General features: G+C 41.3%; 12 protein-coding genes and 1 tRNA gene. All 13 read right to left on the minus strand.

All coding sequences use genetic code 11. The features are described 5' to 3' along the window. Positions 1–132: 132 nt before the first annotated feature. The 13 genes from smc to B7720_RS08675 all read right to left on the minus strand — a co-directional run bounded on the left by smc (position 133) and on the right by B7720_RS08675 (position 15,649). Complete coding sequence (gene smc, locus B7720_RS08615; protein ID WP_084857562.1) at positions 133–3,672, minus strand: chromosome segregation protein SMC; 3,540 nt, start codon at positions 3,670–3,672, stop codon at positions 133–135. Next, positions 3,663–4,361: a ribonuclease III gene (gene rnc, locus B7720_RS08620; protein WP_000661472.1), complete on the minus strand. Its 699-nt coding sequence runs from the start codon at positions 4,359–4,361 to the stop codon at positions 3,663–3,665. The genes smc and rnc overlap by 10 nt, the downstream gene beginning before the upstream one ends. Positions 4,362–4,544: 183 nt before the next feature. Beyond that, a tRNA-Arg gene (locus tag B7720_RS08625) sits at positions 4,545–4,616 on the minus strand. A gap of 67 nt (positions 4,617–4,683) precedes the next feature. Then, entirely contained in the window at positions 4,684–5,670 is a 987-nt protein-coding gene (locus B7720_RS08630; RefSeq protein WP_000931172.1) for a GMP reductase, read from the minus strand. Between the two features lie 173 nt (positions 5,671–5,843). Beyond that, complete coding sequence (locus B7720_RS08635; RefSeq protein ID WP_084857769.1) at positions 5,844–7,148, minus strand: McrC family protein; 1,305 nt, start codon at positions 7,146–7,148, stop codon at positions 5,844–5,846. Beyond that, positions 7,135–8,850: an McrB family protein gene (locus B7720_RS08640; RefSeq protein ID WP_084857565.1), complete on the minus strand. Its 1,716-nt coding sequence runs from the start codon at positions 8,848–8,850 to the stop codon at positions 7,135–7,137. Before B7720_RS08640 ends, B7720_RS08635 begins: the two co-directional genes overlap by 14 nt. A gap of 155 nt (positions 8,851–9,005) precedes the next feature. Continuing rightward, complete coding sequence (locus B7720_RS08645; protein WP_000160503.1) at positions 9,006–9,785, minus strand: L-threonylcarbamoyladenylate synthase; 780 nt, start codon at positions 9,783–9,785, stop codon at positions 9,006–9,008. 26 nt (positions 9,786–9,811) lie between these two features. After that, positions 9,812–10,405, minus strand: coding sequence for a 3-isopropylmalate dehydratase small subunit (gene leuD, locus B7720_RS08650; protein ID WP_084857567.1), 594 nt, complete (start codon positions 10,403–10,405; stop codon positions 9,812–9,814). 9 nt (positions 10,406–10,414) lie between these two features. After that, the gene (gene leuC, locus B7720_RS08655) at positions 10,415–11,797 is read right to left on the minus strand and encodes a 3-isopropylmalate dehydratase large subunit (protein ID WP_084857569.1); all 1,383 of its coding nucleotides are present in this window, start codon (positions 11,795–11,797) and stop codon (positions 10,415–10,417) included. A 3-nt stretch (positions 11,798–11,800) separates the two neighbouring features. Next, the gene (locus tag B7720_RS08660; RefSeq protein WP_084857571.1) at positions 11,801–12,070 is read right to left on the minus strand and encodes a DUF1294 domain-containing protein; all 270 of its coding nucleotides are present in this window, start codon (positions 12,068–12,070) and stop codon (positions 11,801–11,803) included. After that, positions 12,067–13,104, minus strand: a complete 1,038-nt coding sequence (gene leuB, locus B7720_RS08665; RefSeq protein WP_084857574.1) for a 3-isopropylmalate dehydrogenase — start codon at positions 13,102–13,104, stop codon at positions 12,067–12,069. Before leuB ends, B7720_RS08660 begins: the two co-directional genes overlap by 4 nt. Positions 13,105–13,115: 11 nt before the next feature. Continuing rightward, on the minus strand, positions 13,116–14,678 hold the full coding sequence (locus B7720_RS08670) for a 2-isopropylmalate synthase (RefSeq protein WP_084857577.1): 1,563 nt from the start codon (positions 14,676–14,678) through the stop codon (positions 13,116–13,118). A 314-nt stretch (positions 14,679–14,992) separates the two neighbouring features. Continuing rightward, positions 14,993–15,649, minus strand: a complete 657-nt coding sequence (locus B7720_RS08675; protein ID WP_084857579.1) for an MmcQ/YjbR family DNA-binding protein — start codon at positions 15,647–15,649, stop codon at positions 14,993–14,995. Positions 15,650–15,673: the final 24 nt, after the last annotated feature.

Consider the following 15,673-nt stretch of genomic DNA (forward strand, 5'->3'; position numbering starts at 1 on the left):
ATCATAGAGAAAGTCTTTTCGCTAAGAGGAAATCCCAAATATCGTTTTTTGCGCCTGAACTGACCGTAAGAGAAAATTTAGGGCTTTAGTTTTAAAAAATAGCACCTCCTAAGAGATGCTATCATTTGGTAACTAGTCTATTGTTTCTTCTAAATCTTTTAACTTAACCGAAACAATCTTAGAAACACCTGATTCTTGCATGGTCACTCCATAGATAGAATCCGCTGCCGCCATCGTCCCCTTACGGTGGGTTACGACGATGAACTGACTATCCTTGTCAAAGCGGTTAAGGTAATCCCCAAAACGTTTGACATTGGCTTCGTCTAGCGCAGCCTCTACCTCGTCCAAGATAACAAAAGGAATGGTCTTAACACGGATAATGGAGAAGAGCAGAGCCAGAGCAGATAGGGCTTTTTCACCACCACTCATGAGGTTGAGAGACTGGATTTTCTTACCTGGTGGTTGAACAGAAATCTCCACACCAGCTGTTAAAAGGTCACCCTCAGTTAATATCAAGTCTGCCTGACCTCCACCAAACATCTGTCTAAAGGTCACTTTAAAGGACTCACGAATCGCCTCAAAGGTTGATTTAAAGCGTTCCTTAACCTCATCATTCATCTCTGTGATGGTCTCAAGGAGCAGGTTTTTCGCAGACAAAATATCATCACGCTGGCTATTGAGGAAATCCAAACGATTGTGAACTTCTTCGTACTGGTCAATAGCGTCCAAGTTGACAGGACCCAGTGAGCGAATAGCCTTCTCAAGATCTTTAACCTCTTGCTCTGCCAGAGTGAGATTTTCCAGTTCATGAGCCTTTTCTAGCGCCTCATTATAGCTAATCTGGTACTGGTCAGTTAATTGAGCTTGTAGATAGCGCAAGCGTTCACTGACCTTTTCCTTTTTGGCTTCAGCACGTGTTTGTTTACGAATCCACTCTTCATTCTGCTGACGAGCCTGATCCAAATGGCTGGCAATATCATCCAGCTGGCCTTCGATATCATCCAACTCAAACTGCTTGCGTATCAAACCTTGTTGGAGATTTGTTTTCTGAGTTTTGGCCTCTTCCACCTGCTGGCTTAGCAAATCCGTATCCACTTTCTCAAGATTATCAACCTTTTCTTGGAGGAGGCGCTGGATTTCCTCTTGCTCGATATCCAGATTATCCAGTTCCTTACCTAAGCGTTCTATATCAGTCACTTCGTACCGTTTTTGTCCTTGCAGTTCGGACTTAAGCAAGCGCGCTTGAGAAATCTGTTCCTGCAAGTTTTGATAACGTTCTTGAATAGCGTTTTTGTTAGACTTAATCTCTTCAATCTCAGCTTCCAGATTTTGCTTTTCACTGGTGATAGTAGCAAGGCGCTCTTGGCATTTTTCCTTGTCCGCTTGCCAATCTCCTTCAGATAGGCGATTTAATTCCTCTTCTTGAAGTTTCCAAAGCGTTTCCAGTTCTTCGACCTGCTGATTGGTTTGTTGATAAGCAAGGTACAAGCCTTGCTCCTGAATACGAGCTTGCTCACCTTGAGATTTGATAGCTTCTAATCTTTCTGTTAATACTACCATCTCATCTTGCAAGGTCTTCAAAGTCGCTTCTTCTGACCGCAAGTCAGCTTCTTCTTCAGCAATTTCTTTTTGTAATTGTTCCAGCTCTGGCTTGATGAAAATACTGTTGTTTTGACGATTGGCTCCACCCGCGTAGGAACCACCTGTGCGCAACTCTGTCCCATCCAGTGTCACCATGCGAACCTGATAACGAACTTGGCGAGCTGCGGCACGCGCATGTTCTACAGTATCAAAAATCGCTGTCGTAGCTAGCAAGTTCTTGAAAATGGCTTCTAATCTCTTATCAAACGACACCAACTCATCTGCCATACCCAGAAATCCTGGACTTGCTGCGATAGCATCTTGATTCTGACTAGAAATCGTACGAGCCTTGATCGTCGTCAATGGAAGAAAGGTTGCACGACCAGCTCTATTACGTTTGAGGAAATCAATCGCCTTGGTTGCTGCGTTTTCATCTTCTACGATGATATGCTGACTGCTAGCTCCAAGTGCAATCTCCAAAGCAGTTTGATAATGCACATCAAAGGTCAAATGTTCACTGACTGCACCAATGATCCCACCAAGACGGGCTTTTTCTTGAAGAACACTCTTAACACCCGCATAAAAATTACTATGATTTCTTAGGATGTTTTCCAAACTCTGGGCTCGAGCCTGCTTGTTTTTGAGACTATCCAGACGGTCAAAGAGTTGACTCTGCTGGACTTGGTAAGAAACTTTCTGCTTCTCTTGTTCCTTGGCACTAGCTTGGTAGTCTGCCAATAATTTTTGAACTTTCTCCTTGGCGGTTTCAAGCTCAGCCTGTTGTTGACTAGCCTTCTCTTTAGCTGTAGCCAGTTGTTCTTTCAATTTCTCAAGTTGATCTGCTTGTTTTTGAGATAATTGACGGCTGTTTTCCAACTCATTCTCGATACGGGTCAACTGGTTTGAGACATCCGCTTCTTCTTGTAAAAGCGCCACAAAACGTTCACGCAAGAGCTCGATCATTTGGTCAGGATCATCTGAAAATGCCAACAACTCTGCTTCTAGGCGATTGAGTTCCTTGTTGTTTTCAGCTAGACTTTTCTCTAACTGTTCCAAGTTCGCTTCTTTTTCAGCCTTTTCCTTACTTAAAACCTTTCTCTTATCTTCCAAAGTCGCCAAACGGGTTTGTGCCTCTTGTTGATTGAGGGCTACTTGCTCAGATTCCAGTTTAGACAGGGCTAGTTTTCGCTCTAAGTCACTGATCAAACTAGTCAAATCCATCAAACTTCCTTGATCCTTGGCCATTTCAGCTTGGAGATCCTGACGTTTCTTTTTAAGGCTTTGATTTTCCTCTTCTAACTCTTCACGCTTTTGGTAATAGCTAGTCAAAAGTTCCTGAACCTGCGTTAGCTCTTCTTCTGTTAACTCTAGTTCAGTCTTGTTTTCCTTGATTTGGGCAACCAGTACATCCAAGTAAATCGCCTTACGTTGACCATCCAAGTCTAGAAACTTACGAGCATTCTCGGCTTGTTTTGCAAGGGGCTTGATTTGATTGTCCAACTCGTAGATAATGTCTTCTAAGCGGTCGAGATTGTCTTGAGTTTGTTGCAGTTTGCTTTCTGTTTCTTTTCGACGAGTCTTGTATTTTAAAACTCCAGCAGCTTCTTCAAAAATAGCACGGCGTTCCTCTGGCTTGGAATTAAAAATCTCCTCAACCTTCCCTTGGGAAATGATGGAAAAGGAATCCCGCCCCAAACCTGTATCCAAGAAGAGGTCATGAATATCACGCAAGCGAACTTTCTTGCCATCAATTCGATACTCGCTATCTCCACTACGGTAAATATGACGCTCTACCTTAATGACTTGCCCCGCATCCTTGATAAAGCCATCTTCATTGTCCAAAGTCACGACAACAGAGGCATAATTGAGTGGTTTGCGGCTTTCAGTTCCAGCAAAGATAACGTCGGGCATCTTGCCTCCACGAAGGCTCTTGACACTAGACTCCCCCAAGGCCCATCGCAGACTTTCTGTAATATTTGACTTCCCAGAACCATTGGGCCCAACGACAGCTGTCACACCTTGATCAAAGACGACCTTGGTCTTGTCAGCAAAGGACTTGAATCCCTGAATCTCAATCTCCTTTAAATACATGAATCCAGCCCTTTCTCAACTGCATTTTTGGCGGCCTCTTGTTCTGCCAATTTTTTAGAACGGCCTTGACCTTTTCCGATACTCTTGCCCTCAACCAGAACTTCTACATCAAAAACCTTATCATGAGCAGGTCCCGTTTCAGAGGTCACTTGGTAGCGAATATCCACATCGCCATTGACCTGGAGCAGCTCTTGCAGGTGTGTCTTGTAATCCTTAATCATTTCAAAGTCACCTGCTTCAACCTTGGGAATCATGACCTGATAGATGAACTCTTTTACTCTAGCAACATCCTTGTCCAAAAGCAAAGCACCCAGAAAGGCTTCAAAGGCATCGCCAAGAATGGTGTCACGATTGCGCCCACCAGACTTTTCTTCCCCTTTTCCTAGCTTGATAAACTGATCAAACTGGCAATCACGCGCAAAACCTGCCAAACTCTCCTCACGGACAATCATGGCACGGAGTTTGGACAAATCTCCCTCTGGTTTCTTAGGATATTTTTTATACAGATATTCTGAAATCAATAATTGCAGAACAGCGTCTCCTAAAAATTCCAAGCGCTCATTGTGTGAAATTTTTAAGAGGCGGTGCTCATTGGCATAACTCGTATGAGTAAAGGCCGTTTCCAGTAAGTTTTTGTCTGCAAATTCGATTGCAAAACGCTTCTTTAGTACAGTTTGTAATTCTTTCATACCAACCTCTTTCTAACTGATCACAGTCCTTCTTATTATATCAAAAAAAGCCCCCTGAGTCACTTTAAAACGGGACTAGAGGGGATTTGAGCACTTTTTAGAACAAAATTTTCAATTTTAGGGACAAATTTGGGGCGAGATAAAGAAAAAAGCCTTATTTAAGGCTTTCTTAGGCTATTTACATCCACCCTGAGGGAATCGAACCCCCATCTCAAGAACCGGAATCTTACGTGATATCCATTACACTAAGGGTGGAAACTTGTCTTATTATAACAGAAATTTGCTCTAATAACAAGTTTTTTATGGGTGGACTAAGCGTCCATTAGTGGGATGCATCACCGTTCCAGATAGAGTTTTTCACGATCACATAATCAACGTGCTTGAGGTCGGCAACCTTGCGTCCACCTGCGTAGGAAATGGCACTTTGCAAATCTTGCTCCATCTCAGTAAGGGTATCTTGTAAATGCCCTTTGGCAGGAAGTAAGATACGTTTTCCTTCCACATTTTTATAAGCACCCTTTTGATATTGTGAAGCTGAACCATAGTATTCTTTGAACTGTTCGCCGTCGACTTCAATCGTTTTCCCTGGGCTTTCAATATGTCCTGCAAAGAGGGAACCAATCATAACCATACTAGCACCGAAACGGATAGACTTAGCAATATCACCATGAGTACGAATCCCACCATCAGCAATGATCGGTTTGCGAGCTGCCTTAGCACACCAGCGAAGTGCTGCCAACTGCCAACCACCTGTACCAAAACCAGTCTTGACCTTGGTGATACAAACCTTACCAGGACCGATTCCAACCTTGGTAGCATCCGCACCAGCATTTTCCAGTTCACGCACAGCTTCTGGTGTTCCCACATTCCCAGCAATGACAAAAGTATCTGGTAATTCTTTCTTGATGTGTTGAATCATAGAAATCACACTATCCGCATGACCATGAGCAATGTCAATCGTAATATACTCAGGAGCATCAGCCTTGAGTCGGCTAACAAAATCATACTCGTAATCCTTGACACCGACAGAGATGGATGCAATAAGGCCTTGATCGTGCATGCGTTTGATAAAAGGAATACGCCCTGCCTCATCAAAACGATGCATAATGTAAAAGTAACCGCCTTTAGCAAGTTGCTCTGCTACGTTCTCATCCAAAATCGTCTGCATATTTGCTGGCACAACAGGTAGTTTGAAAGTGTGATTTCCAAGTGTGACACTCGTGTCTGCTTCTGCACGGCTTTTAATGACACATTTATTTGGGATCAACTGAATATCTTCATAATCAAAAATTGGAAATTCATTTAACATATCGCTGTCTCGTTTCTTTTGTAATGACCTACCTATGCTTGCGCATCCCTACGTCTTTTCCGACGTTTCCTTAATTAATTATAAACAAAGGTACAGTTTTTGTCAAATATTTTTAACAATCAAATTATATCGTTCGGGAATTACTTATATAAATAGCAAAAAAAGCGAAGAGATTACTTTCTCCCCACTTCTTCATCAATAATCGCTTTAAAATTTTCTTCTGAATTTTCCATCATTTTACAAAATGCACTATAGGATGAGGCATTCTGAGGGATTTGGATAGACCACTTCTTCAATTGAGCTCCATAGCCAGCTAGTTTTCCTATTTCACTATTTACTGACTGCTCCATACTAGGAAAAATCAGTCCAGCTTTCTCAGCTTCTAAAATATAAGAATAGGAAATCAGCTGGAACAAGTCCTCGCGGTTAATTCCTCTTTCAGTGAACTCCAGTTTTTTATATTTTGCATCTAGAACAGTCTTTCGTTCTCTGTCATAAAAATCTGGATATACTTTTCGTTTCCCAACAGAAAATACTGAAATTCCATCCGTCTTATCCTTATTTCTGGGATGTACAAAATATTTTGGCAACAAGGTGTAGACATACTCTTCCCAAAGCCAGGCAACATCAAAGAGAATACCATGGATTTTTTGCTCTTGATATCCTAACCCATGCTTCTCTCTATTTAGGATCATCAGGCAAAGCTCCTGTAACTTTCTGTACTCTCTGAAGTAGGCGTGTCGGATGGGTTTCGTTTTATTCATTCTGATAATCTTAGCACGATCAGCGAGTTTATAAGACGGACTTACACGGATAATTTCAGCTATAGTTTCACGATTATTATCAAGCAAAGATCTGAAACTTTTTTGAATCTTTATGTACTCAATCGTATGCCGAATCAATTGCATGAGTGGATTATCATAGGTGAACTCTCTCGTTGTGTAGGCAACATTTCCCATAAAAGGAACATTTCTCTTAAGATGATTTCCTACATCTATCACTCCCTTTACATGACTGTCGTTATGAGAAAATCTCTGGTATTCCTTATAAAGACCTTTTCTGAGAGCAGCTTGTAAATACTTGGGAAAGAGGTAAATCAAAAGCTGATAGAGTTTATCCTCTAGAGATAGACCGACATCCAAACTAGTCAGATTGATATTGAGAACCTTTTGTAAAAGATAATGCAAAAAATGGTCATTACTTTCATCAGAAAAACGAGAGGAAATCGTTAATCTTTCCTGACCACAGCCCAGAAAACCAATCACATTTCCTGTCTTGATTTTCGGATTAACTGTTTCCAAAATCTTTTGGTCCTTGTCTAAATCAGGAGAATTCATCAAATCATTTGGGAAAATAAAAATATTGTCCTCTCGAGATAGGTTATCTAGTGTTCTATCAAGGAGCGCTTGACTTAGATTGGGAAATTCTGCGACAAAATCTTCTCTAGCAATTTTATAATGATTATCAGTTATACGCATCATTATCACCAGTCTCTTGCTGATTTGTTTGCTCGTTATTTGTCAGATCAAATGCTTTTTTCAATGTATCCAGAGTTTCGGCCTCTTCATAAGAACCACGTAAGTAATCTTCCAATAGAGGTTTGAGGTAATCAGACCAGAGTAACTCATAGTCAAAATCCACATCCTTCAACTTAAGGAAATAACTTGGTCCGATATGATAATGACTATTTAGCTCTTGAACGTTTTCGATAGCAGCATTCAAGTTTCTTAGACGTTTTTTCGCTTCCTCCTCATGTCCATCTAGTTCGTTATCTAGAATGTATAACTGACTTTCAGCAGTAACTTCAACAAAACGGAAACGACGACGCATAGCAAAATCAAAGGTATCTACCGAACGGTCAATATCATTCATAGTTCCAATGATGTAGACATTCTCAGGAATATAAAACTTGTCATCCGTCTCATGTAAATTAGCATACTGGGTGGAAACACTCCCCTTTTCACCACGATAACCAGGATCGATAGAGAAAAAGAGTTCCCCAAAAATCTTAGAAATCTCACCACGATTGATTTCATCGATGATGAAGACGAATTTCTTGTCTGTGTCAATCTCTGTTGGAGAAATATAATCTTTCAGACCAAATCTTTTCTTTAAAGTTTCTAGGACTTTTTTTCCTTGATTACGATAATAAGGCTGTTTCAGATATTTTTCATCTTTATAGAGTTCATAAACATAAGATTTTGTTAAGCAAGTTCCTTGGGCTTTAGTTTCATAATTGATATTAAAATTATTTCTACTATTTACTGTGAGATAGGAAAATTCTGTCAAATATTCTTTTTCATCTCTGCTATTTACATATTCAAGATAAAGATCCCACGCTTCCTCAAAATTATCTTGGCCTCCAGTTTTCTGAGCTTCTTTAGCCTTCTGGCAAAACTTCTTAAAAATACCATCTTCTAGCTTAAACTCGATAGCTCCATCACCATTTGATACAGGTCTCAACCCCTCTACAAAATCAGTATAATCATAGGATGGATGAAATTGTACAAATCCGATTTGGTCTTCGTTGCCACCCGTTAATTCTTTAGCAATTTCTTTAGCAAGATAAGTTTTTCCTGTACCAGGAGCACCACGGAGGATGAGGTTTTTGGATTTTTTTAATATACCACTATAATTAAATAAAAAATCATTCCTTAACATAGTTTCACTTTCTAATTTTTTATACTTTTTCCAATTAGGATGATTCAAAAAATAGTCATAGTCTTGAATTATGATTTCATCACTTGCTGCAAATTTTATTAACTGGTTAGTCTCTTTAGTTCGATACTTAATATCTGATGGAAACCATATTGTTTCTTGCCCCGTAAAGAAAAACCACTCCCTCTCTATATACTCTTTTTTCCAAGCAACAATAATGGTATGCCCATCATCTAAAACCTCTTTAACAGTCGCCATTCCACGAATTTTCATCACAGAAACCTTTAAATCATCTTTCTTTACAAAAGGTAAATTCTTCTTTTTGACATATGTAGATTTAGCAAATAAAACGTCACCTGGTTTAATTTTATTAAACAACTTTAACATTCTTTGATACTGTTTATTTTCCTCGTTATTATGCCATCCTAATTCCCACTTTCCTTCTTTCATAAAATATTCAAGATAATCATCATCACCAAATTTTGTACCAACAAAAAAATAGTTATTTTGCTCACTGTTCATTTGAATACTCCTTTAATTTACTTTCACAAGTAAGTTCTATTAATATATAGTTCATCTATAGCATATCATATCCTATAGAAAAAGAAAAGAACTTCTAAAAAAAGCCCAGCGTTAGGAGCTTCAATGACTCTTAACACTAGACTTCTTTTTTTATCTTAGTAATACTCTCCCTGACGGTAGTCCCATGAGTTAAAGGTATCTGACAAATGCATCATGATTTTATCAATGTCAAGCCCTTTGCGGATAACAACTGGCGCTGGTGAGATTGAACGGGCTCCTCCTTGTTCTGGGATGAGTTTTCCGTCTTTATCGACCATAGACACCATCACACCTTGCTCGTAGCGAGTTTCGATTGTTTTGTCCGGTTGGATGGATGCCACATAGTCGTCTGCTTCGATGACAAGGTCCACTGCTCCTTCGATACGTTCTCCGATTCCTTCTACCTTACCACGATTTCCTTTTCCAGATGGGTTGGCTGATGAGGCGTAGACCATCTTGCCTTCTTCCCAAAGTTTAGCAGCCAACTGTTCACCAGCTTTACCAAACTTGATGACAAAACAGCTAGTACCACGAACGTCAGTCATGAGTTCTTCACGGCCATCACCGTATGCTTTGAGTTTTTCAAAAGCTTCTGGTTTCCAAGGAAGGATACAACCAAGGAGAATATCTTCATCCCAATGTTTTTGGTAGAAGGCTTCAATTTCTGGATTGAGTTGTGCTAAAGCGCGAAGCTCATCCATGCTACCACAAAGTACAACACCTGGTTTGTTACGGTTACGCTCTTTAGCTTCAAATTTGCGTTCAAGACCTGCCTTATCGCTCGTCATGATAATGTAACCAACTTTTGTGGGGCAAACGATACATCCGCCCTCACCTTTTAAAATGTCATAGCCTTCTTGTGAAAGTGTTCCGTTCCATTGAATGTGTTTTGTCATAGTTCTATAGTTCCTTTTCTATTTTTCTAATCCTGCCAGTAGGCTGGTCGTTGTTTTTCATAGGCAGCAATCAAGTCTTCATACTGCAAAGTAATACCGATATCATCCAAACCATTTAAGAGCTTGTGTTTCCATTCGCTATCGATTTCGAAAGTGAATTCTCCAACTGATGAGATGATTTTTTGTTGTTCCAAGTCTACAGTTACCTGGTCGGTCGGTTTGAGTTGGGCTAGCTTTTCTCTAACCTCCCTAGGCTGAACAATAGGCAACATACCATTATTGAGTTCATTATTGTAATGAATGTCCCCGAAAGAACCTGCAATCACGACCTTAAAACCATAGTCAGCTAGAGCCCAAGCTGCGTGTTCCCTCGAAGACCCCGCACCAAAGTTATCCCCCGAGATGAGAATACTAGCTTTACGATATTCAGGTCGGTTAAAAACAAAGTCTGGGTCCTCAGTATAGTTATCGTCTAGATAACGCCAAGCATACATGAGGTACTTACCAAAGCCTTTTTTATCAATCAACTTGAGAAACTGCTTGGGGAGTATTTGGTCGGTGTCGATGTTATCGTTCATGAGAGGAACGGTCGTTCCCGTATAAACTGTAAATTTCTCCATATCCTCTCCTTACTGAGCCTCTGGCATTTGCCGAACATCTACGAAGCGCCCTGCGATAGCCGCAGCAGCTGCCATAGCTGGACTGCAAAGATGGGTCTTAGCGCCAAATCCCTGTCTGTCTTCAAAGTTACGGTTACTGGTTGAGGCACAGTGGACGCCATCAGGAACCTTGTCCGGATTCATCCCTAAGCACATAGAGCAACCTGGGTCTCTCCACTCAAAGCCAGCGTCTAGGAAAACCTTGTCCAAGCCCAACTTCTCAGCAGCTCGTTTGACAGGACGAGAACCAGGTACTACGATTGCTGTTAGATTGGGAGCTATTTTCTTTCCTTTGACAAATCGCGCAGCCAGTTGTAAATCGCTGAGACGAGCATTGGTACAAGACCCGATAAAAATATATCCTAGTTCAATGTCCGCTGGCTTTTGACCTGGTTCCAAGTTCATGTAATGATAAGCTCGCTCATCGTTCATATCCTTAATTTCTGGGAAGCTACTGTCAAAGTCAACGCCCATAGCAGGATTGGTTCCCCAAGTCACCATGGGAGCCAAGTCTGAGACATCCATCTGGATAACCTTATCATAGACGGCATCCTCATCGCTGACAAGCGTCTTCCAGTCAGCAATAGCCTCCTCGAAATCCTCTGGAACACATTCTCGTCCCTTGAGATAGTCATAGGTAGTCTGATCCGGATTCATAATTCCCATCTTGGAGCCAAACTCGATGGACATATTGCAGATGGTCATTCTCTCTTCCATTGTCAGTGCATCAATTGCTTGTCCACGATATTCCACCACATAGCCTACACCACAAGCAACGCCGTACTTGGCAATTAAGGCGAGAATGTAATCCTTAGAATAAACTCCTTTTTGAGGAACACCGGTGAATTCTACTAACATTTTCTTAGGTTTAACTTGCCAGAGTGTCTGGGTAGCAAAGACATGCTCGACCTCACTGGTCCCAATCCCAAAGGCGATAGCTCCGAAAGCTCCGTGAGTAGCTGTGTGGCTATCTCCACAGACGATGAATTTTCCTGGTTGCGTCCGTCCTGTTTCTGGACCAACCATGTGAACGATGCCCTGCTTTTCAGAACCGTGGGCCGCATGTTCAATCCCAAACTCCTCAACATTTTCAGCGAGCTTATCAATTTGAGCCTTAGAAATAACATCTCGAATATCGTAGATATTGACGGTTGGTACATTGTGATCAAAGGTCCCAAATGTCAAGTCTGGTCGTCTCAATCTGCGACCTGCATCTCGTAATCCTTGAAAAGCTTGGGGACTGGTCACTTCATGAATATAGTGCTGATCCACGTACATGAGTTGGGGTTGTCCCTCTTCTCCTATGATGACATGGCGGTCCCATAGTTTATCAAAAATCGATTTTCCTGCCATCCATTACCTCCAAATGAAATATAGGGCTACTAGTGTGGTTACCATCCCAAGGAACCAAACCGTTTTAAAATACCATTTTCGAGTCTTGTGGTGAAAGGTGATTCCTGCCAACCAAGCACCAAATCCACCACACACAAGTGCTATCGTCATTAGAATTTTCTCTGGGATGCGCCAAGCACCTCCTCTTGCCTTGGATTTGTCAATGCCATAGATTATAAATATCAAAAGATTCCAAATCAAAAGAGTAACGGTAATTCCTTCGTTTATCTTCATAGTCTTTCAATGATGGCTTCCGTCATTTCCTTGGTCGAAGCCTGTCCTCCAATATCTCTTGTTAAAATGCCATCCGCTAAACTAGCTTCAACAGCACGCTCGATACGCTCCGCATCCTCATAACGTCCAAAGCTGTCTCTCAGCATCATGGCAACTGACAAAATCATAGAGATAGGATTGGCAATTCCTTGACCTGCAATATCAGGTGCCGAACCGTGAATGGGCTCATAGAGACTTGGGCCATTTTCAGAGTGACTAGCAGATGGCATGACTCCAAGTGTACCTGATAGAACACTTGATTCATCAGATAAGATATCTCCGAAAAGATTTTCCGTCACGATGACATCAAACTTGGCAGGATTGGTAATCATAAGCATGGCAGCTGAGTCCACCAACTGGTGCTCCAAGGTTACATCTGGAAAATCCTGCGCAACTTCCTCAGCTACTCTGCGCCAGAGTTTTGATGTTGCTAGAACATTTTGCTTATCGATACTAGTAACGATTTTTCTGCGACTTCCTGCGATTTCAAAGGCCTTACGAATGATCCGCTTTACTTCCTCATAGCTGTAGTCGTTGATATCACGCGCTTTGCACTCTTCAAGGATATGATCCCCAAAGTAGATACCACCTGTCAACTCACGCACCACGACAAAGTCTACACCAGCAATTCGTTCCGGTTTGAGAGGTGACAAATGCTTGAGACTGTCAAAAATCTTAACAGGGCGAATATTGGCATAGAGATTGAGTTCCTTACGAAGAGCCAGCAAGCCTTGTTCAGGCCGAACCGATGCTCCATCATACTGAGGACTACCGATAGCCGCAAGGAGAATAGCATCTGCTTCTCTACATGCCTTAAGGGTTTCATCAGGTAAGGGATGCCCCGCAGCATCAATACCTGCACCTCCAAAGGGGCATCTATCTATCTCATAGTCAAAACCTGTTTTTGAAGCTAGAGCTTCTAGAACTGCTAAACCAGCTTCCATGATTTCTGGACCGATTCCATCCCCTGCTAGAGCTACTATTTTCTTTGTCATAGCCTTCTCCTTTACACACTAGGCATGTCTCGGTAGGAAACGCTATGTCCCATCTCACCTGCATTCTCTTTTTGAACAAAGGTATTGGCATTGATATAAGCAATAGCCGAAGCCTTCAATACATCGAAATCAAGACCTGCTGCGTTAAAGATGGTCTCTGTATCTCTGTTTTCAACAGTGACCAAAACCCGAGCTTGGGCATCGATTCCATCTGTTACCGCATCTATGGTATAGGACACCAAGCGGACAGATTGGTTAAAGAACTTATCGATAGCGTTAAAGATCGCTTCAACGGAACCTTGCCCTGTTGCATTAAATTCGACTTTTTCACCATCCATATTAGCTAGGCTAACGAGGGCTTCAATGTCATTTTCCGCATGGGTTTGAAGTTGTAAATCATCAAAGTGGAATCCTTCTGGATTTTCAACCGTGGTTCCAGCTACCAGAGCTCGAATATCTGCATCCGTGATTTCTTGTTTCTTGTCCGCTAGTGCCTTGAACTTAGCGAAGAGTGGTTTGATATCCTCTTCTGTAAAATCTAGGGCTAATTCTCTTAGTTTTTCAACAAAGGCATGGCGACCTGACAATTTTCCAAGCGGAAGACTATTACTCTTAACGCCGACCAATTCAGGTGTGATGATCTCATAAGTGAGAGGATTTTTAAGAACTCCATCTTGGTGAATACCAGATTCATGAGAGAAGGCATTGCCACCAACGACAGCCTTGTTTTTAGGAACTGGAATACCCGAGAAGCGAGAAACCATTTCAGACGTATTCATTGTTTCATCCAAAACAATATCACTAGTTGCTTGGAAGAAATCCTCACGAATCTTCAAAGCAACAGCTACTTCTTCAAGAGCAACATTACCTGCGCGTTCACCGATACCATTAATAGTTCCCTGGACGCGTCCAGCACCGTGTTTAATTGCTGTCAAAGTATTTGCAGTTGCCATACCGAGATCATCGTGACAGTGGACACCAAAGACAACTTTATGATCTGATTTAATATTTTCAGTCAAGTGATCAAAGATACGTGCAAACTCTTCTGGAGTTGTAAAGCCAACTGTGTCAGGGATATTGATATAAGATGCACCTGCATCAACCGCTGTTTGAACGACTTGCAAGAGGAAATCCAACTCTGTTCTAGTCGCATCTTCAGGAGAGAATTCGACGATTTCAAACTTAGAACGTGCATAAGAAACATGTTTCTTGATAGCTTCTAAAATCTCTTCCTTGCTTTTATTGAGCTTATACTTGCGGTGAATCGGACTGGTAGCGATAAAGACATGAATTTGAGGATATTTGGCATCCTTAAGCGCCTCATAACAAGCATCAATATCAGATTTTACAGAACGAGCTAATCCTGTCACTGCTGTTTTTTTCATGGCTTTAGCAATTTCTTGAACAGCTATAAATGAATCTGGACTAGCAGCCGGAAAACCAGCTTCAATTACAGAAATTCCCCATTTCTCCAGCTGTCTTGCAATGGAAACTTTTTCCTTTATTGAGAAGTTAACGCCAGGTGTTTGTTCCCCATCACGAAGGCTTGTATCAAAAAATTCAACTTTACGCATAAGATTTCCCCTTTTCCAAATGTGGTTTTAAAAAAACATCTCGCTCAGAAGCCCAAGCGAGATGTTGATTTACTCCCGCTTGGTAAGCCAAACAGGACTAATGCTTTTGCACTAGCCCGAGTACCTCAACAACAAAGCAAATTGATTAAACTTAGCTGTTTTCATGTTTGACTTTCTCCTTCGTTTGATATCTTGTTTAGTATTTTAGCATAGGCAAAAACACTTGTCAAGAAAAAATCCATTATTTTCTGAAAATTTCTTCAGTAAAGAATATTTTGCTAATTGAAAGTATTTGAAAACTCAAGTAACTTTCTTTAATTTTTCACAGTCAAGTTCCAACTTCTTTCGATGAGTTCTATCACTTCTTCATCTTGCAAACTATCATCAAGCGCCAGACTAAGCCAGTAGCGTTTGTTCATATGAAAGGCTGGATAAATGCCTTTTTTTGAAAGCAAATCAGCTACTTGGTCGTGTTTGAGGTTGACTGCTTCGACTAGGCCTTCTCTGCCCTTTTCCAGCTTATCCCATGGGATTCTCATCAAAACAGCATACCACTTTTGATTGCCTTCATGACGCAATACAGCTGTATCAGGCGACTTTTCCCACAGATACTCCAACTGATCACCATACTTTTCCTGAATCTGATCCATGATACGCTTAGTCTGAGGACAGATAAAATCCTGCACATCAAAGCAAGCCTTCCGAATCTGGTAAAGAATCTCCAAACAAGCCTCACGGACACTTGCAACAAAACTCCCACGCATACTTTCCATATGTACTTGAGGATAGAGGTCACCCGTTTCCTGATCAAAAACTTGAAAACTCACATTATCAGGAGTGATAGAGACTGCCATGTAAAAGTCACCCTGCAAAATCTGGCAACTATAGGTCCAGACTTCCCCATTTTCTACAAAACCATAGGCATGAGCTTTTTCTTTATTAAACTGGTAAGATTTAAAAATTTCAAACATAAGTGAAAACTGCTACCAAAAGCT

Origin of the sequence: Streptococcus oralis subsp. oralis (assembly GCF_002096455.1) — a bacterium.
GTDB classification, from domain to species: Bacteria; Bacillota; Bacilli; order Lactobacillales; family Streptococcaceae; genus Streptococcus; species Streptococcus oralis_CY.